The organism is Marinobacter sp., from assembly GCF_041686475.1.
Classification (GTDB): Bacteria; Pseudomonadota; Gammaproteobacteria; order Pseudomonadales; family Oleiphilaceae; genus Marinobacter.
In genome coordinates, this window is the sequence record NZ_JAWLDU010000040.1 from 1 (window position 1) to 21794 (window position 21794).

Sequence of the window (21794 nt, forward strand, 5' to 3'; positions counted from 1 at the left end):
TGGAAGTCAGCCCAAGGCACAAGAATTCAGACATCAGGAAGAGAGAAGCCATAAATGCTGAGCATCAAGAACCTGCACGCATCCGTTGAGGGTGAAGAGATCCTCAAGGGCATCAACCTGGAAATCAAGGCCGGGGAAGTTCATGCCATTATGGGCCCCAATGGCTCAGGTAAGAGTACGCTGTCCCAGGTACTTGCGGGCAATGAGACGTTTGAGGTGACCGAAGGCGAAATCACTCTGAACGGTGAAAACCTGCTGGATCTCGAGACCGAAGAGCGGGCCCGTGAAGGCATCTTTCTGGCCTTCCAGTATCCGGTGGAGATTCCCGGTGTCAGCAACCTTCAGTTCCTGCGTACTGCGGTTAACGCCATGCGCACACACCGTGGCGAGCCCGAGATGAACGCGGCTGAGTTCATGAAGCTGGCGAAGGAAGTTTCCAAACAGGTGGATCTGGACCCGGCGTTCCTCAAGCGCGGTGTTAACGAGGGTTTCTCCGGCGGTGAGAAGAAGCGCAACGAGATTCTCCAGGCCCTCCTGCTCCAGCCCAGGCTGGCCATTCTGGACGAGACCGACTCAGGGCTTGATATCGACGCGCTGCAGGTTGTCTCCAAAGGCGTGAACGCCCTGCGCGCAGAAGACCGCGCCATTCTGATGGTGACTCACTATCAGCGTCTGCTGAATCACATCGTGCCGGATTACGTGCACGTTCTTGCCGGCGGCAAAATCGTCAAATCCGGCGGGCGCGAGCTGGCGCTGGAGCTTGAAGAGCGTGGTTATGGATGGCTCGGCGTGAAAGACGAAGAAACCACTCCCAGTGCAGCCAGCTAAGGAGGTCGCGGAATGAAACCAGCACCAACGCTTTCCAGCGCCTTCCTCGAGCCCGGCGGGCAGTCACTGCCTGCGCCACTGCTCGAGCTGCGCAGACAACGGGGTAGGGCACTGGTAGATATGCCATTGCCCACCCGCAAAACCGAAAACTGGAAGTACTCCAGCCGGCATCTCAAACTGACGGACGGGCTGGCAGCTACCCTGCCGGCAGTCGGAAAAGATGGCCTGAGTCTTTCTCTGCCCGGTTACAGGGTGATTTTCCGCAACGGCGTCATGGTCCCCGAGGCTTCGGACTTTCCGGATCTTGAGGGCATCCTCATTCAGCGCTTCGGCGATCTTGATGACAGCGATGCGGCAGCGCTTGCCGAGCGCCTGGACAACACTCTGGATTCCCGCGCCGTTCAGATGGCACGGTTGAACTCGGCCCGTTTTGAAGATGGCCTTTACATCCGCCTGGATAAAGAAGCGGTACTCGACCAGCCACTGTTCGTGGTGCACGAAGTCACCGGCACCGCTTCCGGCTCAGCCTATCCGCGTATCTATTTGGAAGCCGCGAGACACAGCCAGATTACGCTGGTTGAGGAATATCTTTCCAGCGGTGATGAACCCGTCATGGTGGATTCGGTCACCGAATTCTCCCTGGCAGAGGGTGCCAATGTCACCAGCGTACGCCTGGTAATGGAGGGCGAAAACGTCCAGCACATTGGCGCCACCGGTGTTCGCCAGGCCGCCAGCTCCCGTTTTGAAAGCCATTGCGTCGGCTTCGGCGGCCCTCTGCGCCGTCATGACCTGATGGTTCGCCTGGAAGGTGAAGGCGGTGAGTGCAAGCTCAACGGTGTGGTGGTTACCCAGGGTAAGCAGCACTATGACAATCACACCTCAATTGAGCACGTGGCCGCTCACTGCGACAGTGAGGAAACCTATCGCAACATAGCTGCGGACGAATCCCACGCTGTGTTCAATGGCCGCATCCATATTCACGAGGATGCCCAGAAATCCAACGCCAACATGAACAACAAGAACCTGTTGCTCTCTACCGGCGCCGAGATCGACACCAAGCCAGAACTGGAAATCTACGCAGACGACGTCAAGTGCGCCCATGGTGCCACCATTGGCCAGCTGGACAAGATCTCTCTGTTCTATCTGATTTCCCGTGGCATCGGTCGCCGGGAAGCCAATACGCTTCTGACTATGGCGTTCATTAACGAACTCGTTGAACAGATTCCGGTTCAGGCAGTCAAGGATGCTGCCCAGTTGCGGCTGAATGAGTTTTTTGACCAGACATTTGAGGAGGCCTGAACGGTTATGACAGATCTTTCCGTGGCTAAAAAGGCAGGAACAGCAGTGTTTAATGTCAATGCTGTCCGCCGGGACTTTCCGATTCTTGATCAGCAGATCAACGGCAAGCCCCTTATGTACCTGGATAACGGCGCTTCGGCCCAGAAGCCTGTTGCCGTGCTGGATGCCATGGATCGCTATTACCGGGAAATGCACTCCAACGTCCACCGGGGCGCCCACACTCTTGGTGACCGTGCCACCACCGCTTTCGAAGGCGCGCGGGAAACCGTACGCGGATTCCTGAACGCCGACAGCACTCGTGAAATCATCTGGACCCGGGGCACCACCGAAGCGATTAACCTGGTGGCCAACGGGCTCGCCGGCCGCCTGAAGCCGGGCGACGAGATCCTGGTCAGCCATATGGAACACCACGCCAACATCGTGCCCTGGCAGATGATTGCCGAGCGCACCGGCGCGAAAGTGCTTCCTGTTCAGGTTACTCCGCAAGGCGAGCTCGACCTGGACTCGTTCAACAGCCTCATGGGTGACCGTACCCGTATACTGGCGCTGACTCACGTATCCAACGTACTGGGCACCGTTAACCCGATCGCTTCGTTAGTCGAACAGGCCAGGGCTCGCGGTATTATCACCGTCATCGACGGTGCCCAGGCAGTTCCCCATTACAAGCCGGATGTGCAAGCCCTGGGCTGTGACTTTTACATGTTTTCTGCCCACAAACTGTTTGGCCCCACCGGTATCGGTGTGCTGTACGGCAAGGCCCAACTACTGGAGGAAATGCCTCCATACCAGGGTGGCGGCGAAATGATCGAACGGGTTTCCTTCGAGCGCACCACCTGGAACACCCTGCCCTACAAGTTCGAGGCAGGCACGCCTGCCATCGCCGAAGCAGTAGGCCTCGGTGCTGCAATCGATTACCTGAACGGTCTGGATCGCGCCGGCATGGAAGCGGCAGAAAATGCACTGCTTGCCCGGGCCAATGAACTTGTGGAAACCGTTCCCGGCATGCAAGTGATTGGCACCGCCAGCAACAAAGTTCCGGTCATGTCCTTTAAAATCGAAGGGCTGCACCCCAGTGATATAGGCACATTGCTGGACCAGCAGGGCATCGCGATCCGCACTGGCCACCATTGCGCCATGCCGCTAATGGACTTTTACGGGGTTCCCGGTACTGCCCGGGCGTCCTTTGCATTTTACAATACGCTGGAGGAAGTGGAACAATTGTTCATTGCCCTGCAGAAAATCCAGCGCCTGTTTGCCTGATGGAGGTGGAAACATGACAGCCGAAGTCTTCACACCAACCGTAGCCGTCACCATGACGCCCACTGCGGTGAAACACGTACGCAAACAACTGGACAAAAAACCCGAGGCCAAGGGTATCCGCCTGGCCATCAAAAAAAGCGGCTGTTCCGGCTTCAAGTATGAAACCCAGTGGGTGGAAGAAGTTGGCGCGGACGACAAGGTTTTCCATATTGACGGTGTGGACCTGTTTGTTAAGGAAGAACACCTGCCACTGGTGAACGGCATTGAGATTGATTTTGTGACTGAGGGGGTAAACTCCCTGTTCCAGTTCCGGAATCCGAATGCCACCGCCGAATGTGGTTGCGGCGAAAGCTTTACCGTCGCCTGAACACAAACCTATAACGAGGCCGTCCAAGGCATGCAAGAACGGGAAGTGGTCCTGACCAAACGCGAAGTAGAGGCACGCCTTGTGCCCACCGGCACGGAAATCATGATTCCGTCGGATACCTTTGTGACCATCACACAGTCACTGGGCGGCAGTTTTACCGTTGCTGTTAACGGCAACCTCGCTCGTATTGAAGGCCACAATGCCGATGCCCTGGGCAAGAAGCCCCTCGAGAGCAGCTTTGAAACGCCCGAAGACGGCACGGTGAACGAAAACCAGGTCTGGGAAGCCATGCAGAACTGCTACGACCCGGAAATCCCGGTCAACGTAGTTGACCTGGGCCTCATCTACGATTGCAAGATCGAGAACGGCACCGAAGACGGCAACCATGTTTACGTTCTGATGACACTGACTGCCGCCGGCTGCGGCATGGGCCCGGTCATTACGGAAGATGTGAAGACCAAGCTTGAACACGTGCCCAATGTCGACAAGGTGACGGTTGAGCTGACCTTCGATCCGCCCTGGAACAACGACATGCTCACCGATGAAGCCAAGCTTGAACTGGGGATGCTGTAATGACTGCCTCTGAACAGGATTTTCTGAACAACCCGCTGGGCAAAGACACCACCCTCGAAGACGTTCTGGATGGCTTCGAATTCCTGGATGACTGGGAAGAGCGTTATGCGTTTATCATCGACCTGGGCAAGCAACTGCCTGCATTCCCCGATGAAGAGCGCAGGGAAGAGAACTACGTGCACGGTTGCCAGAGCCAGGTGTGGCTGATTCACCACTACGATGAATCCAGTGGCAAGCTTTACCTGTTGATTGATTCCGACGCCATTATCGTTCGTGGCCTGGCTGCCATCATCCTGGTTGCACTGAACGGCAAGCCCCCGAGAGACCTGCTGGCAACGGATATCGACGAACTCTTCGAGCAGCTGGATCTTTTCCGCCACATATCCCCGACCCGCGGCAATGGTCTCAGGGCCATGGTAGGCAAAATCCGCGATATTGCAGCGGAAACCGCTGCAGCCTGAAATCGATCGCCAGGCGATTACCAGACGATCGCTACATCATCCCGCTGGATATTGATCTGCCCGCCCGACATTGAAATCCTGCCGTTGCTGAAATCCGGGTGAACGTTGTTCACCGTCATGGTGGTACCGCTGTCCTGCAGTTCCGGGGTGGCCCCCGGTGCATCAAAGAAGCTGGCACTGCGATAGAGCTTGAGTTCATCGCCCGGCCGCAGCCCGGCTGTGGCGCCGGAATCCAGAGTCACCTTGTTACCGTCCACACGGGCGACACGGGTAATAAAGGGCTGACATGCCAGGGCATTATTCACAGCAGAGGTCATATCTTTCCTCAGGCCACCAACGGCCTGGCCATAGCGGGTTTCCTGGAAACCGGCCGAGCCGAATCCATCCGACGAGCCCGGGCCAGCGTCCCAGCGCGCTTCAGTCGAGAAACGCTCCTGGTAGATGGGCGCACCGCTGAATCCGTCATAGATCATCAGGTCTGCCACAAACCTCCGGTTCTGGTTGGCAGCACCAACGCCTCTCTGCATGCGATCAATAATGGAACTGCCCCAGGCATCGGGGTCGGACACGCCTACATCGCGGATCACGCCGGCAACCACAAACTGCACACCCATTTCCCGGGCCACCTGGATTACGTTGGTCAGGCGGTTATTGAACTTCTGCTGTGTCGGTGCGTTCAGGAGATCGCTGAACAGGCGCTGGGTGGTGGCACCGAACACCTGAAAATTGCCGGTGTCACGTAGATCCGCCTGCAACAATTGCGGCAAGATTTCGCCGGCATCATCGATACGGCCAATACGGGCCTGATCGGGATAAACCATGGGAAAGCCCGTCACCGCAACGCGCTTTCTCAATCCACTTGCATCACCCGCACTGCAACTTCCGCTTTCGGACATATCCGCTCTCACGGTCACACGCAACGTATTCCCACGGCGATACTCGTCTACCACTTTCACGGATCTGGCCCGCGATGATGAATCCACCTGAAGGCGGGACTCAGTCACCACGCCATTTTCCATGGTATCGCGGCTGCTGATCCGGGCCTCGTACTGCAGAGACACATCCCGTAGTGCGGCTTTTCTGGCCTCCTGTCTGGCGCTTTCCACATCGTCATTGTGGATAGTGGCATGCCCGATACCCTCAAGCACCACCGCCCGGGCACCAGTGGCAAGCATCATCGCTGTAATAAACAGAATTGCCAGCTTCATCGGGAATTCGTCTCTCAATCGAGGTAGTAAAGGGAATCCACGCCGCGGCTCTGAACATCACCAGCGCTGTCGTTATCCCTGGGCATGGGAATCGGGCACAGGTCCTGAACTTCCCTGTCGGAAGCGCGGGAAACGCAGGCACGGAACCTGGGCTCCAGCTTCAGCTCCATAACGGTTTCCACAACGCCATCACTGTGTTCATTCACGGCCACCATCTTGGCACCACGAATGTAGCTGTCCACGTAAGTGCGGAACATGTCGTTCTGCAGCACAAAATCATTCACCGTGGAACTACCGTAGATAACGGTTCCATACACTCGTTCCGCCAGATTGCGGTAAGCATCAAGCTGCGACGCCCTGCGGGCCAGCAGTCGTTTGCGGGTATTGAGTCGATCCTTCGACACTTCCTCATAGGTTCCGAAACCGCTGACCCGAACCGTGATCGGGTCCAGCTCGGTCTGTTGCTGTGACGCGCCGGAATCCCGATGCTGCCCGATCGGGGCACAGCCAGCCATAGTCACCACCAGCGCAGGTATCAGTATCCACCGCAGGGTCATTTTGATTCTCCGAAAAAACACCAGTTCACCGCTTCCATGAAAAATTCACGCCAACCTTTCTAACTGGCTGAAATTGATAGCACCACACAACGAATGGCTACTTTGGCCCCGCCAGAGCGGCAAAAAACCACCGCCATTTACATTAGGAAAACAAACCGTTACCGCATCACCGGTGTGTCGCCAAAAGAACTGGATTAGTCTGACCGTCGCGTAATCTTTAAACCAACAATGTAAATGTATCATCAGGATTCACCATGACCGAACATCGTCTGACCAAGCTGTCCCTGGCCATCGGCCTTTCCATCGCCACCACTTCTGCCATGGCCAGCCCGCAAACGTTTATGTCGGCACGCTCCTTTGCCATGGGTGGCACCGGCGTTGCTGTTGCACACCCGGCGGCGGCAGGCGCCTCCAACCCGGCCATGATGGCGGCCCAGCACCACGAATGGTCCGACGACTTCGGCCTGATCCTTCCCTCCGTCAACGCACGTTTTGCCGACGAGGAAGAAACCATTGACCAGATCGATGACATCCAGGACACGATTGACCTTTTCGACGATTTATCACAACGGATCAACGAAGCCGAACTCAGCGACCAGACCCAGGCTTCCCAGTTGCGGGGTGAAGCCCAGAATATTGCCGGCGATCTGCTCGGACAGCTGAAGGGTTTTGACGACGACACCATTCGTGTGAATGCGGGCCTGGGCCTGGCTGTTGCAGTGCCCGGCCCGTCCCTTTCTGTCGGATTTTTTACCAACGGCAACCTGACGGCTACCGTGCGCGGTGAATTCGACGAATCCGACGAAACCGTCCTGCAAGCTATCGTTGACGGAACGGTCGACCCGGAAGACGTTAATCTTGACGGTCTGCAATCCCGGGGCCGCATCCTGGCCTCAGCCGTAGCAGAAATGGGCGTCAGTTTCGCCCGCGCTTTCGAACTGGACAACGGCAACAATCTGCAACTGGGTATCTCACCGAAGTACGTTCAACTTCGCACGTTCCAGTACACAGAAAGCATTTCTGATTTTGAAGACGATGAGTTCGACAGCGACAATTACGAAACTGATAAAAGCGGCTTCAATGTGGATCTGGGTGCCGCCTACGCGTTTGGTGAGCAGCGTCAGTGGAATGCTGGTGTCTCCATCAAGAACCTGATCCCCATGGAACTGGATTCGGCAGCTAGCCGCGCTGACGAAGAAGAACGAACTCTGGAACTGAACCCCATGGTAACCGCTGGCATCGCCCATAAAGGCGACTTCCATGTCGTAACCGCGGAAGTGGATCTGACCAAGAAAGAAGCCTTCGGCTATGAAGATGACACCCAGTGGCTTGCCCTCGGTGCCGAATTCGACGCCTTCCGTTATGCCCAGCTCCGCGTGGGTGTGCGCCAGAACCTGGCCAGCAATGACGACAACGATGGCATTGAGGAAAGCACCCAGTTCACTGCAGGTGTTGGTCTGTCACCGTTCGGTGCCCGTCTGGATATCGGCGCGCTGGTCAGCGACGCGGACCTTGGCGCCGCCATTGAGCTTGGCGCTGCATTCTGAACCTGTCCCGATAACCATCCCGTCAAAGCCCGACTTCTTGCCGGGCTTTTTTATGGCCCTACGGTTTGCCAGCACAGGGCCTTACCCTGATAATCCCCCTCAGCAACATCCCACAAGGAGCACTACCCGATTCATGAAAACCTACCTGGTTGGCGGCGCCGTACGTGACGAACTTCTTGGCCTTCCGGTAAAGGACCGGGACTGGGTAGTCACCGGCGCAACACCTGACGAGATGCTGAAGCGGGGCTTCAAACAGGTAGGGGCCGACTTCCCGGTGTTCCTTCACCCGGATACCCGGGAAGAATACGCATTGGCGCGAACCGAACGAAAACAGGGGCGGGGCTATCATGGCTTCAGCGTCTACAGCGCCCCGGACGTCACCCTGGAGGATGATCTGAGGCGGCGGGACCTCACCATCAACGCCATGGCAAAGTCCGCCGCCGGCGAACTGGTGGACCCGTTCGGGGGCCGCGAGGATATCCGGACCCGCAGCCTGCGCCATGTTTCCGAGGCATTTTCCGAAGACCCCCTGCGCATCCTCCGCACCGCCCGCTTCGCCGCGCGGTTGCAACCTCTCGGTTTCACCGTGGCGGAATCCACCATGGCGCTGATGCGGCAAATGGTAGCGGAGGGTGAAGTCGGGTATCTGGTACCGGAGAGAGTCTGGCAGGAAATCCAGCGGGCCCTGCATGAAAACGACCCTGGCACCTTCTTCGATGTCCTTCGGGAATGCGGTGCGCTGAAACATATTATTCCAGAGCTGGTTCCGGACGAATCCTATTCGGCCGCTCTTTCTGCACTTCGTTGTGTGCACAGCATCGATGGTGATACCAGCGCCCGCTTCGCAGCGCTGATGTCACCACTGGCATCGGATGACGCCAGCAATCGCGCTGTGCAACTGAAAGCCCCGAACGATTGCCAGGATCTGGCCCGCCTCACTACAGGCCTGCTACCAAAGATACGCTCTATGACCTGTCATCATCCGGAAACCTTACTCGGCTTGCTGGATGAAGCCGATGTCTGGCGCCGTGCCGACCGGTTCCTGGTGCTGATGGGCGCCCTTCGATGCGCCCTGCCCGATACCGAACAGAGCAAGCTGGAATGGTTGGAATCAGCACAACGTGCAGCGGCTGGCGTTGAGGCAAAGGAGCTGATGCAACAGGGATTCAAAGGAAAAGAACTGGGCCTGGCAATCCGTAACGAACGTTTGCGGCGTATCTCTGAGCTCTGATCTGACCCCTAACCGACACAGTGAGACACGCCATGGAAGCACCGACACCTGTAGTGCTGATCACCGGAGCTGCGCACCGGCTCGGAGCCCACACCGCCAGACACCTCCACCAGCGTGGCTGGAACCTGGTGATTCATTACCGTTCCCGCGAAGCTGAGGCAGATGCCCTCTGCGAAGAGCTGAACAACATCCGCGCCCAGTCTGCCATCAGTATCCAGGCTGACCTTGCCAATCCGGGTGAAGCAGAGTCCCTGGGTACAAAGGCCGTTGCCGCCTGGGGCCGGCTCGACGGACTGGTCAACAATGCCTCCGTATTCTACCCCAACCCCACTGAGCAGGCCGGCGCTGATGACTGGGACGCCATCATGAACACCAACCTGCGGGCTCCGTTCTTTCTGGGCCAGGCCTGCCTGCCTGCGCTCAAGAAGTCCCGCGGCGCGATTGTCAATCTGATCGATATCTACAGCCAACGGCCGCTTGCAGACCACCCTCTGTATTGCGCCAGTAAATCCGGACTCGCCTCATTGACTCTTTCCTGGGCAAAAGATCTCGCCCCAGAAGTCCGGGTAAACGGCGTCTCCCCGGGTGCCATCCTTTGGCCCGAGGGCGATGCGGCTATCGATGAGAAGTATCAGCAGAGCATACTGGCCAAAACACCGCTGGCCAGAACCGGCGCACCGGAAGACATTGCTGGCGCCATTGCCTTTTTCCTGTGTGATGCACCTTTTGTGACCGGCCAGATCCTGGCCGTGGATGGCGGCCGAAGCCTGAATATGTAAGAAGATGTCAGCGGCTTTCTTTGGCCATTTCCGGCTTTCCGCTACACTACATAAAGCTGTACAAACCTCAATGATAACTGGAGAGATGCCATGCGTGATGTTGTTATTGTAGCCGCCAAACGTACCGCCGTCGGCAGCTTCGGTGGGGGGCTGTCCAGCCTTCGTGCCGATGAGCTCGGCAGCGCTGTAATCAAGGCCCTGCTGGAAGAATCCGGCATTACTGCCGACCAGGTCAACGAAGTGGTCCTGGGTCAGGTGCTGACTGCTGGCTGTGGTCAGAACCCGGCACGACAGGCCTCCATCAACGCGGGCATTCCAGCCTCAGTGCCGGCCATGACCATCAACAAGGTCTGCGGCTCCGGGCTAAAGGCTGTCCATATGGCAGCGCAGGCGATCCGCTGCGGCGACGCCGAGCTGATGATTGCCGGTGGCCAGGAAAGCATGAGCCAGGCGCCCCACGTGCTTCCCAATAGCCGCAACGGCCAGCGCATGGGTAACTGGAACATGGTCGACACCATGATTTCAGATGGCCTGTGGGATGCCTTCAATGACTATCACATGGGCGTGACCGCAGAAAACATCGTGGAGAAATACGGTATTACCCGCAAAGAGCAGGACGAGTTCGCAGCTGCTTCCCAGCAAAAAGCCTCTGCGGCAAGGGACGCCGGTTATTTCGACAGCCAGATTGTTCCGATGACCATTCCCCAACGCAAGGGTGACCCCCTGATCGTCGACAAAGACGAGACCCCCCGGGCGGGGGTAACTGCAGAAGGCCTTGGCAAACTGCGCGGGGCCTTCAAGAAGGATGGAACCGTCACCGCCGGCAACGCGTCCTCCCTGAACGACGGCGCGGCAGCCGTAATCGTATGTAGTGCCGACAAAGCAAAGGAACTGGGGCTGACCCCGCTGGCCACCATCAGGGCACATGCCAACGCGGGCGTTGATCCCACCATCATGGGCACGGGCCCGATTCCGGCAAGCCAGCGCTGCCTGAAACTGGCAGGCTGGTCGGTGGATGACCTGGACCTGGTGGAAGCCAACGAGGCCTTCGCAGCCCAGGCCATCTCGGTTAACCGTGATCTTGGCTGGGACACAGCGAAAGTTAATGTTAATGGGGGCGCTATTGCCCTGGGCCACCCAATCGGCGCGTCCGGCTGCCGGATTCTCGTCAGCCTGCTGCATGAAATGGCTCGTCGGGATGCAAAGAAGGGGCTGGCAACACTCTGCATTGGCGGCGGCATGGGCGTTGCACTCGCCGTGGAGCGCTGATTACATAATGCTGAATGTGGTGCTGTTTGAGCCTGAAATACCGCCGAATACCGGTAATATTATCAGGCTCTGCGCCAATACCGGGTGCCGGCTGCATCTGATTGAGCCCCTGGGGTTCAACCTGGAAGACAAGCAGATGCGGCGGGCCGGCCTGGACTATAGTGAATATGCAACAGTCACGGTTCACGCCGATTACAGGAGCTTTCTGGACAGCGAACAACCTGCACGGCTGTTCGGGCTGACCACCAAGGGCTCCCACGGATATCATGAAGTGGCGTATCAGAAAGGCGATTATCTGATGTTTGGCCCGGAGACCCGCGGCCTGCCAGCGGACATTCGCCAGGCACTCCCGCAGACCCATTGCCTGCGCGTGCCAATGCGCCTGGAAAGCCGCAGCCTCAATCTGTCGAATACGGTTGCGCTGGTGGTCTATGAAGCATGGAGACAGCTTGATTTTGATGGAGCTCAATAACCGCCGCCAGACAGCAATGCTGGGCTTTGCAGCGTTTCTGATACTGTTCGCTGCCAGTGCCACGGCCAACAACAGAGCCACCAATAATTCCGATGCAGGCACCAGGGTCATAACAACGCCCTCGACCACATCCGAGGTGTCGGTTGTAATCGGCAAACAGATTGTCAGGCAGCTTTATGCCGATTGCGGGCTCAATATCAGCTATCTGGATGTGCCCGCCGCGCGCGCCGTCATGATGGCGGAAAAAAGCCAGTCCGACGGAGAGCTGGCTCGCATACCCATGGCCGTGAAAGGCAATGCCCCCCTGCTGCCATTGAATATTCCGATCGCAACAGCGCGGCTTGTCCCCCTTTTCAACAACGGCCAGTCCGGGGAGGCAAAAGGCAACCTGGCCGGTAAACGGATCGGATTTCTCAATGGCTACCGCATGATTGCTGCTGTAATGCCGGACGATGCCACGCAGGTTGCCACCACGGATACATTTCAGCTTGTCAGCCTGCTTGGACGTGAGCGAATTGATGTGGCGTTGACGCTGGAATGGGACGCCCTGTCTGCCAGGCATCATAACCCCGGCATGGCAATTGGCGAGCCGCTGCTGGAATCCCCCCTCTATCACTGGGTGCACGACTCACGTGAAGATGACATCCCCTGTCTTTCCTCAGCACTCAACCACATGAAGGAAACCGGGGAGGTTCAGCGGCTATTCCGGGAAGGTATTGAATCGACTCCACCAAAATGAAAAACCCCGTAGGCGTGTGGTGTGCGCCAGCGGGGTTCTTCTTTTTCCGGGGCAAGACAGACTCAGTGAGTCTGCTCTTCCTTGCTTTCGCCTGACGCTTCTTCCTGCTTGCGCTTCAGTGCCTGGGCATAGATGGCATCGAAGTTTACCGGCGCCAGCATGAGTGCCGGGAAGCTGCCCTTGTTCACCACCCCGTCAATTGCCTCCCTTGCGTAGGGGAACAGAACATTCGGGCAGTAGGCACCCAGCATCTGGCCGAGTTGCGGACCTTCGATACCCTTCACCAGAAACACGCCGGCCTGTTGAATCTCGACGATGTAGGCAACTTTTTCGTCGACTTTCGCCGTTACTGTCAGGGACAGCACCACTTCGTACTGGTTGTCGCTGACCTTGTTATGAGACGTGTTCAGGTCCAGATTAACCTGCGGCTTCCACTGATCCTGAAAAACCGTAGGCGAGTTCGGGGACTCAAACGACAGGTCTTTTACATAAATCCGCTGAAGCGCAAACTGAGGTTGCGCCTGGTTCTCGTTGCCTGCTGCGGCCTGCTCATTTTCAGCCATTTTGTTGTCCTTTCTTCGATTAGGGATTGGAACCGTTACTTCTTGACCAACGGCAGATTGCTGCCTTTCCAGTCGGCTATGCCACCGTTAAGGCGAACCACGTTGGTGTAACCTTCGGCGTTCAACTGTTTGACGGCCATGGCAGAGTGCTGGCCCATCTTGTCTGCCACGATGATCTGCTTGTCCTTGAACTTCTTCAGCTCCGATGCGCGGCTTTTGATACTATTGAGGGGAATATTGATTGCACCTGTAATCCGGCCCTCGTTAAAATCCTTGCGGTCGCGGATGTCGACGACAATGGCTTCATCGCGGTTGATCAGGTTTACCGCACCCTGCGCCGATATTTTCGCACCGCCACGGCGGGATTCCAGTACCAGTATGGCAAGCAGGAAAGCGACAAACAGAGACACCAGAATGTAATGGTTAACCGCAAATTCGAACACCCTTTCCATGAAAACACCTTGCTGAATAGTTTGTGGCGGGATTATACACACCCTTACCCACTGACAGAAGATAACCAGGGTGGCCGAGGGGTGCGAAAATGTTTAGAATCAATGTTCGTTTTAGTAAATTTACCAAACTACCATCGGAATAAGTGATGACTGCCACGCGTAAGCCTACTGCACTGATTATTCTTGACGGTTGGGGTCACCGTGATCCGGCCGACGATAATGCCATCAGCAACGCCAATACGCCGTTCTGGGATAAGCTGTGGAAAAATCAGCCAAAAACGCTGATTAACACATCCGGAATGTTTGTTGGCCTGCCCCAGGGGCAAATGGGCAATTCCGAAGTCGGCCATATGAATCTTGGCGCCGGACGAGTGGTTTATCAAAGCCTGACGCGCATCGACAAAGACGTGGAAGAAGGTACTTTTACGCAAAACCCGACTCTCTGTGCCGCCATGGATAAGGCTATCAACAGTGGCCGCGCCGTTCACCTGATGGGCCTGCTCTCCCCCGGTGGCGTGCATAGCCATGAAGACCACATTCTCGCGGCTGCGGAAATGGCAGCCGACCGCGGGGCTAAAGAGGTGTACATCCACGCCTTCCTGGATGGCCGCGACATGCCGCCCCGCAGCGCCAGGGCATCACTTGAAAAAGCCGCAACCAGACTGAAAAACCTGGGCGTTGGCCGCGTAGCCTCAATTGTTGGCCGCTACTACGCCATGGACCGGGACAATCGCTGGGACCGTGTCGAAGAAGCCTACAACCTGATGACCCTGGGTGAGGCCGACCTCACCGTTGCCGATCCGGTAACGGCACTGGAACAGGCCTATGAAAGGGGCGAGAACGACGAGTTCGTGAAGGCCACTCGCATCCAGGCCAACGGCGACACGGAAGGCACCATCAACGATGGCGACACCGTGATTTTCATGAACTTCCGCGCCGACCGCGCGCGGGAAATGACACGCTGCTTTGTCGAGAAAGACTTCGAAGGCTTCGAGCGCCGCAAGCACCCGGAACTGGCAGACTTTGTCATGCTCACGGAATACGCTGCCGACATCGACACGGCCTGCGCCTATCCGCCGGAACAACTGACCAACGGCCTGGGCGAATATGTTGCCAACCAGGGCAAGACCCAACTGCGGATTGCCGAGACCGAAAAATACGCCCACGTCACCTTCTTCTTTAACGGTGGCCTTGAAACACCTTTCGAGGGCGAGGATCGCATCCTGGTGCCGTCGCCCAAAGTCGCCACCTATGACCTGCAACCGGAAATGAGCGCGCCGGAGGTGACCGACAAGCTGGTGGAAGCCATCAAGAGCGGCAAGTACGACCTGGTGGTGTGCAACTACGCCAATGGCGATATGGTTGGCCACACCGGCAAGCTGGATGCCGCCATCGAGGCCGCCGAATGCATTGACCAGTGTGTATCCCGCATCGCCGAAGCACTCGAGGAAATTGGTGGTGAAGCGCTGATTACCGCAGACCACGGTAACTGCGAACAGATGACAGACCCGAACTCCGGCCAGGTTCACACCGCCCATACCATTGGCCCGGTACCACTGGTTTATGTCGGCCCCCGCAAGGTGTCCCTCAAGGATGACGGCAGCCTGAGCGATGTGGCACCGTCACTGCTGAGCCTTATGGGGCTTGAACAACCGCCTGAGATGTCCGGCCATAGCCTGGTGGAGATCGATTGATTGCCCGTTTTTGGCTGGCACTGGCACTGCTGCTTGCAGCTGCCATGCCCGCACTGGCAGAGCAACAGGTCACGCCTGGCCAGATCAAGGCACTCAGGGAAGAGATCGCCGACATCGACGACTGGCTGGCCGATGCTGAAGAGGATCGCTCGTCACTGGAACGCCAGCTTTCAGGCCTGGAGCAGGAAATTGGCCGCCTGACCCGTGAGCGCCGGGAGTTGCGCCAGCAGGCCAAAGAGCAGCAACAGCGCCTGACCGAACTCGGTGAGGAGGAAGCGGAACTGACCCGCACGCTGGAGAGCCAGCGGGAGAGCCTGAAAAAGCAGATTCGCGCCGCCTGGATGGAGGGCGATGCACCCGCCGTAAAAGTCCTGCTCAACGAGATTGATCCGGACAAGATTGCCCGCACCATGACCTACTACGAATACCTCAGTCGCGACACTATCGATCGACTTGAGGCATTCTCGACCAACCTGCGGCAACTGAAAGAAACCCAGGAGCAGGTCAGGGACGGCCGGTTGCGACTGGCGGAACTGGAACAGGACGTTGCCGACCGCCAGCAGCAGCTCAATAGCAGTAAAAGTGAACGGGAACAGACCCTGGCGGCCCTTGAGGAAGACATCAGTGACCGCAGAAGCGAACGCCAGGAACTCGAGTCTGACCGTAAACGGCTGGAAAAACTGCTGAAGGAAGTGGAAGAAGCCATCGCCGACATTCCCACCCCCAACGAATCAGACCCCTTCGGTTCGCTACGAAACAAACTGCCCTGGCCCGTCGAAGGCAAGGTTGCCAGCAGTTTCGGAGACAGCTATGCCGGTGGCAAGCTGCGCTACAATGGCCTGCTTATCAACACGGACAAGGAAAGCGACGTGAAAGCGGTACACTATGGCCGTGTCGTTTTTGCCAACTGGCTCAGGGGCTTCGGGCTGATGACCATTGTCGACCATGGCGACGGCTACATGACCCTCTACGGGCACAGTAGCAGTCTCTATACCAGTCCCGGTGACTGGGTCGAAGCCGGCGAAGCCATTGCCCAGGCAGGCCGCACCGGTGGCACCGACGACCCCGCCGTTTATTTCGAAATCCGCCATAATGGAAAACCGGACAATCCGCGGCGTTGGCTTGGCAACCGGTAGCTTCCCGTTCGTGATACCCTGAAGGCTGACAAATCAGTCTGGTAACGCCATACTGTCCGGCAATACTCGGGAACCAAACAGCCATCGGAACAACACAGGATACGTGAATGAGACGGGTAAGATGTTTTAACCATGCCGCAACCATCAGCGCACTCGCCCTTGTCGCCTGCCTGACCGCCCTGCCCGGCCTGATTCACGCCCAGGAAACCGATGACGAAACAGAGCAACTTCTGCAAGGCATTCAGCACGGCGAACAGGTTGAAATTGAACTTCCGGACCCGGAGGAACAGTTACCCCTTGACGATCTGCGCAAGTTTGCCGAGGTCTTCGGCCGCATCAAGGACGCCTACGTGGAAGAGGTGGACGACCGCAAGCTTCTGGAAAGCGCCATTAAAGGCATGCTGTCAGACCTGGACCCGCACTCCACTTACCTGGCCCCGAAAGACTACGAGCAACTGGAAGAGAGCACTTCCGGAGAATTCGGCGGGCTTGGTATTGAAGTCGGCATGGAAGACGGGTTTGTAAAGGTCATTTCCCCCATCGACGATACCCCCGCGCAGAAAGCCGGCGTTCAGGCAGGCGACCTGATCATCAAGCTGGGCGACCAGCCGGTCAAGGGCATGTCCCTGGAAGAGGCTGTCAAACTGATGCGCGGCAAGCCCGGCACCGTACTCACACTTACGATAATGCGTGAAGGCGAATCCGCGCCCATCGAGATTGATGTAGAGCGTGATGTCATCAAGGTTACCAGCATCAAGTCCCGCATCATTGAGAACGGGTATGGTTATGTCCGGATCACCCAGTTCCAGGAAGACACCGGCTCCCAGTTCACCACGGCACTTGAAGATCTTGAAAAAGAACATGGCAGTGATCTGGACGGCCTGATCATTGACCTGCGCAACAATCCGGGAGGCATTCTTCAGGCCGCGGTCGAAGCAGCAGATGCCCTGCTTGACGAAGGACTGATTGTTTACACCGAGGGCCGGATCCAGAGTTCGCGCCTGCGCTTCAACGCCGAGCCCGGCGATGTGATGACAGACACCCCGATAGTGGTTCTGATCAACGGCGGCTCCGCATCGGCTTCGGAAATCCTTGCCGGTGCATTGCAGGATCATGAGCGCGCAGTCGTCATGGGCACCCAGTCATTCGGCAAAGGCAGCGTCCAGACAGTTATCCCGCTGGATGAAACCCATGCGATCAAGATGACAACGGCCCGCTATTATACCCCGGATGGCCGCTCCATTCAGGCCAAGGGCATCAAGCCGGATATTGAAGTGAAGCCTGCAGAGCTCACGGAACTGGAGGGCCAGCCGGTCTTTACCGAGGCTGACCTGAGCGGCCACCTTGAAGGCCAGGACGAAGAACAGAATGCTGCTGAAATGGAAACCGAAGCCTCTCCCGAAAGCAGGGACTTCCAGTTACGTTCGGCACTGAACCTGCTGAAAGGCCTGGGCATTCTCAACAAGCGTAACAAGCCGGAACAGGAAAGCGCGGATTGAAAGTACTAGCTACGCTGATTGCGGCGATTCTCGCGGCATCAGCGCCGGCAAGTGCCGGGGAAAAACGGGATGAGTCGCATCAGGTGCCACCCACCATCGCCATCATTATTGACGATATGGGTCACAACCTGGCGGAAGGCAAAAGGCTGATCGGGCTTGAGCAGCCCATCACTCTGGCCTTCCTGCCCTATCGCAGACACACCACCGAACTCGCAGAACATGCTCATCGGGAGCAGAAGGAGATCATGCTTCATGCCCCCATGGCCAACACCCGCAATATCGGGCTTGGCCCGGGTGGCCTGAGCCCGGGTATGGGCAAAGACAGAATGGCGACCACCCTGCGCCGCGCCCTGCAGTCCATTCCCCATGTGCGCGGTGTCAACAACCACATGGGCAGCCTGCTGACCCAGCAAATGGACGCCATGCACTGGGTGATGTCGGAACTTGACCATTACCCGGTCTATTTCGTCGACAGCCGCACCATTGCCTCTTCCATCGCAGGCGAAGTGGCTGCCGCCTATCGCATCCCCACCCTCACCCGTGATGTGTTTCTTGATCATGAGCAGACCGAGGAATACGTGGACAGGCAGTTCCAGCTGCTGGTCAAGCGGGCAAAAGAAAACGGCAGTGCTGTAGGCATCGGCCATCCGCACAAGGTAACCGTGGACTACCTGGAGAAGCGTTTACCGGAGTTGGACGAGGAAGGCATAGCCATCGCGACTGTCAGTGGTGTCTGGGCCATGCAGAATGGTAACCGGCCGATGTTTGCGGAAGGAGAAAAGCGGCAGATTCGGCCGGCGTTGGCAAAGCAGGAGTAGGATTTGGGCTGGGTGTCGGATTAGCCGCAGGCGTAATCCGACAATACCTTAGTCACGCACGACAATCCCCTGCGCCTTCATAAACGCCTTGGCTTCGGGAATCGTATGCTGCCCAAAGTGAAAGATCGACGCCGCCAACACAGCATCCGCACGCCCCCTGGTCACACCATCCGCCAGATGCTGAAGCTCACCAACGCCACCTGACGCGATCACCGGGACCGACACTGCATCGCTTATTGCCTGCGTCAGCCCCAGATCGAAGCCAACCTTGGTGCCGTCCCGGTCCATGCTGGTCAGCAGCAGTTCACCGGCACCCATGGCGGTCATCTTGCGGGCCCATTCCACAGCATCCAGCCCGGTAGGCTCGCGGCCACCGTGGGTGAAAATTTCCCAGCGCGGCTCTTCACCTTCGCCACTGACCCGTTTGGCATCAATGGCCACTACAATACACTGACTGCCGAAGCGGTCAGCCGCTTCACGAACAAATTCCGGGTTGAACACTGCCGCAGTGTTGATGGACACCTTGTCAGCCCCGGCGTTCAGCAGTTTGCGGATGTCTTCAACGGTACGTATGCCACCGCCAACGGTCAACGGAATGAACACTTCAGCCGCCATGCGCTCCACGGTTTCGTAGGTGGTGTCGCGGCTTTCGTGGCTGGCGGTAATGTCCAGGAAAGTGATTTCGTCAGCGCCCTGCTCGTTGTACTTACGGGCCACTTCCACCGGGTCACCGGCATCGCGGATATCGACGAAATTGACGCCCTTCACAACGCGGCCTTTGTCGACGTCGAGGCAGGGAATGATGCGTTTTGCCAGAGCCATGATTCGTCTTACCCCTTCAGGCCGTCACAGAAGACCTGCGCTTCGGATACATCGAGAGTGCCTTCGTAGATGGCACGGCCGGTGATGGCACCAAGAATGCCCTTTTCAGCCACGGTTGCCAGGCGTTTGAGGTCGTTCATATTGGTAACGCCACCAGATGCGATAACCGGAATACCACCTTCTTCAGCCAGCGCTGCAGTGGCTTCCACATTCACACCCTGCATCATGCCGTCGCGGCTGATGTCGGTGTAGACGATGGCTTCAACACCGTCGTTGGCAAAGCGTTTCGCCAGGTCAGTGGCCATGACTTCAGAGACCTCTGCCCAGCCGTCAGTAGCAACACGGCCATCTTTCGCGTCCAGGCCGACGATGATATGGCCGGGGAATTTTTTGCACATATCGGTGACGAATTCCGGTTCCTTCACAGCTTTCGTGCCGATGATCACCCACTGGACGCCCGCCTTGAGATAGGCCTCTATGGTTTCGGCAGAGCGGATGCCGCCGCCGATCTGGATCGGCAGGTTCGGGTATTTGCAGGCGATAGCCCGGACGATTTCACCATTGACAGGCTCACCGGCAAAAGCACCGTTCAGGTCCACCAGGTGCAGGCGGCGGGCGCCAGCATTGACCCAGCGGGTTGCCATGTCTACGGGGTCATCACCAAAAACGGTGGAGTCGTCCATGCGGCCCTGGCGCAGTCTTACGCACTTGCCGTCTTTGAGGTCTATCGCCGGGATAATCAGCATGTTTTCTCTTTTCCTTTGGACTGGGTTTGGCTTGCTGCCTGCAACAGAGTTTGATCGCCCGTGCTCCACCGAAGCGGAGGCCCTGTTCGGGGCACGCTGTTAATACGTCCTTGTACGCTCGACAAAAACATCCATGTTTTTGACGTCCCCGAACAGGGCCTCCGCTTCGGCGAATCACTACTTTAGAGTGGCCCGCTAGCTTTTTCCGGTCCAGTTTGTGAAGTTTTTCAGTAACTGCAGGCCCGCCCTCGCGCTTTTTTCCGGGTGGAACTGTGCTGCGAATATGTTGTCTTTTGCCACAGTCGCAGCCAAATCGACTCCATAATGGCTGCGACCGGCGATGTCATCATTGCCTTCGGCTTCCACATAATAGCTGTGCACAAAATAGAAACGATCGCCGTCGGCGATGTTATGCCAAAGCGGATGCTCGATGGTCTGGTATACCTCGTTCCAGCCCATGTGGGGTACTTTCAGGCGCTCGCCGTTTTCCACGAGGTTTTCACCGAAGTACCGCACTTCTGAAGGAAATAGACCAATGCAGTCAACACCACCGTTTTCTTCGCTGCGGGACATCAGTGCCTGCATACCAACACAGATGCCCAGGAACGGGCGATTCCGGGACACCTCGCGCACCAGGGTGTCGATACCCAAACGGCGAATTTCAGCCATGCAGTCACGAATTGCACCCACACCGGGCAGGATCACCCGGTCGGCTTCACGGATTTTATCAGCGTTATCGGTGACCAGTACGGTGGTATCCGGGGCTACGTGCTCTACCGCTTTTTTGGCAGAGTGAAGATTGCCCATGCCGTAGTCGATAATGGCAACGGTTTTCATGGTTGTTGCGGTGTCCTTCGAAGACAGGTTAAAGCGAACCCTTGGTAGAAGGTGTGATACCCGCCATACGCTCGTCCATTTCAATGGCCATGCGCAGGGCGCGACCGAAGGCCTTGAACACGGTTTCAATCTGGTGGTGGGTGTTTTTGCCCTTCAGATTGTCGATGTGCAGGGTCACCATGGAGTGGTTCACAAAGCCCTGGAAGAACTCCGCAAACAGGTCCACGTCAAAGCCCCCGACAGCGCCACGGGTGTAAGGCACATCCATCAGCAAACCGGGGCGGCCGGACAGGTCGATCACCACGCGGGACAGTGCTTCATCCAGTGGTACGTAGGCGTGGCCATAGCGGCGGATGCCTTCCTTGTTGCCCACCGCCTGCTTGAAGGCCTGGCCCAGGGTGATGCCGATGTCTTCCACGGTGTGGTGGTCATCAATGTGCAGGTCACCCTTAGAGACGATGTTCAGGTCCACCAGCCCGTGGCGGGCAATCTGATCCATCATGTGCTCAAGGAAAGGCACACCGGTGTCAAAGCTGGACTTGCCGGTACCATCAAGATCGATTTCAACGGTAATCTGTGTTTCCAGGGTATTTCTTTCTACCCGAGCCTTGCGTTCGGCCATGGAGACTCCAAAATC

The 21794-nt window shown here is 57.3% G+C and carries 24 protein-coding genes; 16 read left to right on the plus strand and 8 right to left on the minus strand.

The genetic code is table 11. From position 1 onward, the window contains the following. Positions 1 to 54 precede the first annotated feature (54 nt). The 6 genes from sufC to ACESMB_RS10380 are packed head-to-tail and all read left to right on the plus strand — an operon-like array spanning position 55 to position 4788. On the plus strand, positions 55 to 828 hold the full coding sequence (gene sufC / locus ACESMB_RS10355) for a Fe-S cluster assembly ATPase SufC (protein WP_372926375.1): 774 nt from the start codon (positions 55 to 57) through the stop codon (positions 826 to 828). Positions 829 to 840: 12 nt separating this feature from the next. Continuing rightward, complete coding sequence (gene sufD, locus ACESMB_RS10360) at positions 841 to 2127, plus strand: Fe-S cluster assembly protein SufD (protein ID WP_372926376.1); 1287 nt, start codon at positions 841 to 843, stop codon at positions 2125 to 2127. Between the two features lie 6 nt (positions 2128 to 2133). Next, on the plus strand, positions 2134 to 3387 hold the full coding sequence (locus ACESMB_RS10365; protein WP_372926377.1) for an aminotransferase class V-fold PLP-dependent enzyme: 1254 nt from the start codon (positions 2134 to 2136) through the stop codon (positions 3385 to 3387). 13 nt (positions 3388 to 3400) lie between these two features. Continuing rightward, positions 3401 to 3754 carry a HesB/IscA family protein gene (locus tag ACESMB_RS10370; protein WP_285390616.1) on the plus strand — a complete coding sequence of 118 codons (354 nt, stop codon included), beginning with the start codon at positions 3401 to 3403 and terminating at the stop codon, positions 3752 to 3754. 30 nt (positions 3755 to 3784) lie between these two features. Next, positions 3785 to 4327, plus strand: coding sequence for a putative Fe-S cluster assembly protein SufT (gene sufT / locus ACESMB_RS10375; protein ID WP_372926378.1), 543 nt, complete (start codon positions 3785 to 3787; stop codon positions 4325 to 4327). Further along, entirely contained in the window at positions 4327 to 4788 is a 462-nt protein-coding gene (locus tag ACESMB_RS10380) for a SufE family protein (RefSeq protein ID WP_372926379.1), read from the plus strand. Before sufT ends, ACESMB_RS10380 begins: the two co-directional genes overlap by 1 nt. A 17-nt stretch (positions 4789 to 4805) precedes the next feature. On the opposite strand, the gene ACESMB_RS10385 is transcribed toward ACESMB_RS10380, so the two are convergent. Both ACESMB_RS10385 and ACESMB_RS10390 read right to left on the minus strand, forming a co-directional pair. Then, complete coding sequence (locus ACESMB_RS10385) at positions 4806 to 5996, minus strand: flagella assembly protein FlgT (RefSeq protein ID WP_372926380.1); 1191 nt, start codon at positions 5994 to 5996, stop codon at positions 4806 to 4808. Positions 5997 to 6010: 14 nt separating this feature from the next. Beyond that, on the minus strand, positions 6011 to 6553 hold the full coding sequence (locus tag ACESMB_RS10390; protein ID WP_372926381.1) for an LPP20 family lipoprotein: 543 nt from the start codon (positions 6551 to 6553) through the stop codon (positions 6011 to 6013). A 254-nt stretch (positions 6554 to 6807) separates the two neighbouring features. Between ACESMB_RS10390 and traF the strand changes: the two genes are divergently transcribed. The 6 genes from traF (at position 6808) to ACESMB_RS10420 (ending at position 12590) form a co-directional block, all read left to right on the plus strand. Further along, positions 6808 to 8100, plus strand: a complete 1293-nt coding sequence (traF, locus tag ACESMB_RS10395) for a conjugal transfer protein TraF (RefSeq protein WP_372971491.1) — start codon at positions 6808 to 6810, stop codon at positions 8098 to 8100. Positions 8101 to 8233: 133 nt separating this feature from the next. After that, positions 8234 to 9331, plus strand: coding sequence for a multifunctional CCA tRNA nucleotidyl transferase/2'3'-cyclic phosphodiesterase/2'nucleotidase/phosphatase (locus ACESMB_RS10400; RefSeq protein WP_372971492.1), 1098 nt, complete (start codon positions 8234 to 8236; stop codon positions 9329 to 9331). Positions 9332 to 9363: 32 nt separating this feature from the next. Beyond that, the gene (locus ACESMB_RS10405; protein WP_372926384.1) at positions 9364 to 10110 is read left to right on the plus strand and encodes a pteridine reductase; all 747 of its coding nucleotides are present in this window, start codon (positions 9364 to 9366) and stop codon (positions 10108 to 10110) included. A 90-nt stretch (positions 10111 to 10200) separates the two neighbouring features. Beyond that, on the plus strand, positions 10201 to 11379 hold the full coding sequence (locus ACESMB_RS10410) for an acetyl-CoA C-acetyltransferase (protein WP_372971493.1): 1179 nt from the start codon (positions 10201 to 10203) through the stop codon (positions 11377 to 11379). 7 nt (positions 11380 to 11386) lie between these two features. Continuing rightward, on the plus strand, positions 11387 to 11851 hold the full coding sequence (trmL, locus tag ACESMB_RS10415) for a tRNA (uridine(34)/cytosine(34)/5-carboxymethylaminomethyluridine(34)-2'-O)-methyltransferase TrmL (protein WP_372971494.1): 465 nt from the start codon (positions 11387 to 11389) through the stop codon (positions 11849 to 11851). Continuing rightward, positions 11829 to 12590, plus strand: a complete 762-nt coding sequence (locus tag ACESMB_RS10420) for a hypothetical protein (protein ID WP_372971495.1) — start codon at positions 11829 to 11831, stop codon at positions 12588 to 12590. Before trmL ends, ACESMB_RS10420 begins: the two co-directional genes overlap by 23 nt. Positions 12591 to 12652: 62 nt before the next feature. On the opposite strand, the gene secB is transcribed toward ACESMB_RS10420, so the two are convergent. Next, complete coding sequence (gene secB / locus ACESMB_RS10425; RefSeq protein WP_372926388.1) at positions 12653 to 13153, minus strand: protein-export chaperone SecB; 501 nt, start codon at positions 13151 to 13153, stop codon at positions 12653 to 12655. Between the two features lie 35 nt (positions 13154 to 13188). Further along, positions 13189 to 13605, minus strand: a complete 417-nt coding sequence (locus ACESMB_RS10430) for a rhodanese-like domain-containing protein (RefSeq protein ID WP_150989944.1) — start codon at positions 13603 to 13605, stop codon at positions 13189 to 13191. A gap of 146 nt (positions 13606 to 13751) precedes the next feature. On the opposite strand from ACESMB_RS10430, the gene gpmM reads away from it, so the two are divergent. The 4 genes from gpmM to ACESMB_RS10450 all read left to right on the plus strand — a co-directional run bounded on the left by gpmM (position 13752) and on the right by ACESMB_RS10450 (position 18752). Further along, a complete protein-coding gene (gene gpmM / locus ACESMB_RS10435; protein WP_372926389.1) occupies positions 13752 to 15299 on the plus strand; it encodes a 2,3-bisphosphoglycerate-independent phosphoglycerate mutase in 1548 nt (515 codons plus the stop codon). 44 nt (positions 15300 to 15343) lie between these two features. After that, positions 15344 to 16435 carry a murein hydrolase activator EnvC family protein gene (locus ACESMB_RS10440; RefSeq protein WP_372926407.1) on the plus strand — a complete coding sequence of 364 codons (1092 nt, stop codon included), beginning with the start codon at positions 15344 to 15346 and terminating at the stop codon, positions 16433 to 16435. Positions 16436 to 16542: 107 nt separating this feature from the next. Continuing rightward, positions 16543 to 17934 carry a S41 family peptidase gene (locus ACESMB_RS10445; protein ID WP_372971496.1) on the plus strand — a complete coding sequence of 464 codons (1392 nt, stop codon included), beginning with the start codon at positions 16543 to 16545 and terminating at the stop codon, positions 17932 to 17934. Further along, the gene (locus ACESMB_RS10450; RefSeq protein ID WP_372926391.1) at positions 17931 to 18752 is read left to right on the plus strand and encodes a divergent polysaccharide deacetylase family protein; all 822 of its coding nucleotides are present in this window, start codon (positions 17931 to 17933) and stop codon (positions 18750 to 18752) included. Before ACESMB_RS10445 ends, ACESMB_RS10450 begins: the two co-directional genes overlap by 4 nt. A gap of 48 nt (positions 18753 to 18800) precedes the next feature. Here the strand turns inward: ACESMB_RS10450 and hisF are convergent, their stop codons facing one another. The 4 genes from hisF to hisB all read right to left on the minus strand — a co-directional run bounded on the left by hisF (position 18801) and on the right by hisB (position 21779). Beyond that, positions 18801 to 19574 carry an imidazole glycerol phosphate synthase subunit HisF gene (gene hisF, locus ACESMB_RS10455; protein ID WP_372926392.1) on the minus strand — a complete coding sequence of 258 codons (774 nt, stop codon included), beginning with the start codon at positions 19572 to 19574 and terminating at the stop codon, positions 18801 to 18803. Between the two features lie 8 nt (positions 19575 to 19582). Further along, complete coding sequence (gene hisA, locus ACESMB_RS10460; RefSeq protein WP_372926393.1) at positions 19583 to 20320, minus strand: 1-(5-phosphoribosyl)-5-[(5-phosphoribosylamino)methylideneamino]imidazole-4-carboxamide isomerase; 738 nt, start codon at positions 20318 to 20320, stop codon at positions 19583 to 19585. 195 nt (positions 20321 to 20515) lie between these two features. Next, complete coding sequence (gene hisH / locus ACESMB_RS10465; protein ID WP_372971497.1) at positions 20516 to 21157, minus strand: imidazole glycerol phosphate synthase subunit HisH; 642 nt, start codon at positions 21155 to 21157, stop codon at positions 20516 to 20518. Between the two features lie 28 nt (positions 21158 to 21185). Then, positions 21186 to 21779 (minus strand): imidazoleglycerol-phosphate dehydratase HisB, encoded by a 594-nt coding sequence (gene hisB / locus ACESMB_RS10470; RefSeq protein ID WP_372926395.1) that lies wholly within the window; start codon positions 21777 to 21779, stop codon positions 21186 to 21188. Positions 21780 to 21794 lie beyond the last annotated feature (15 nt).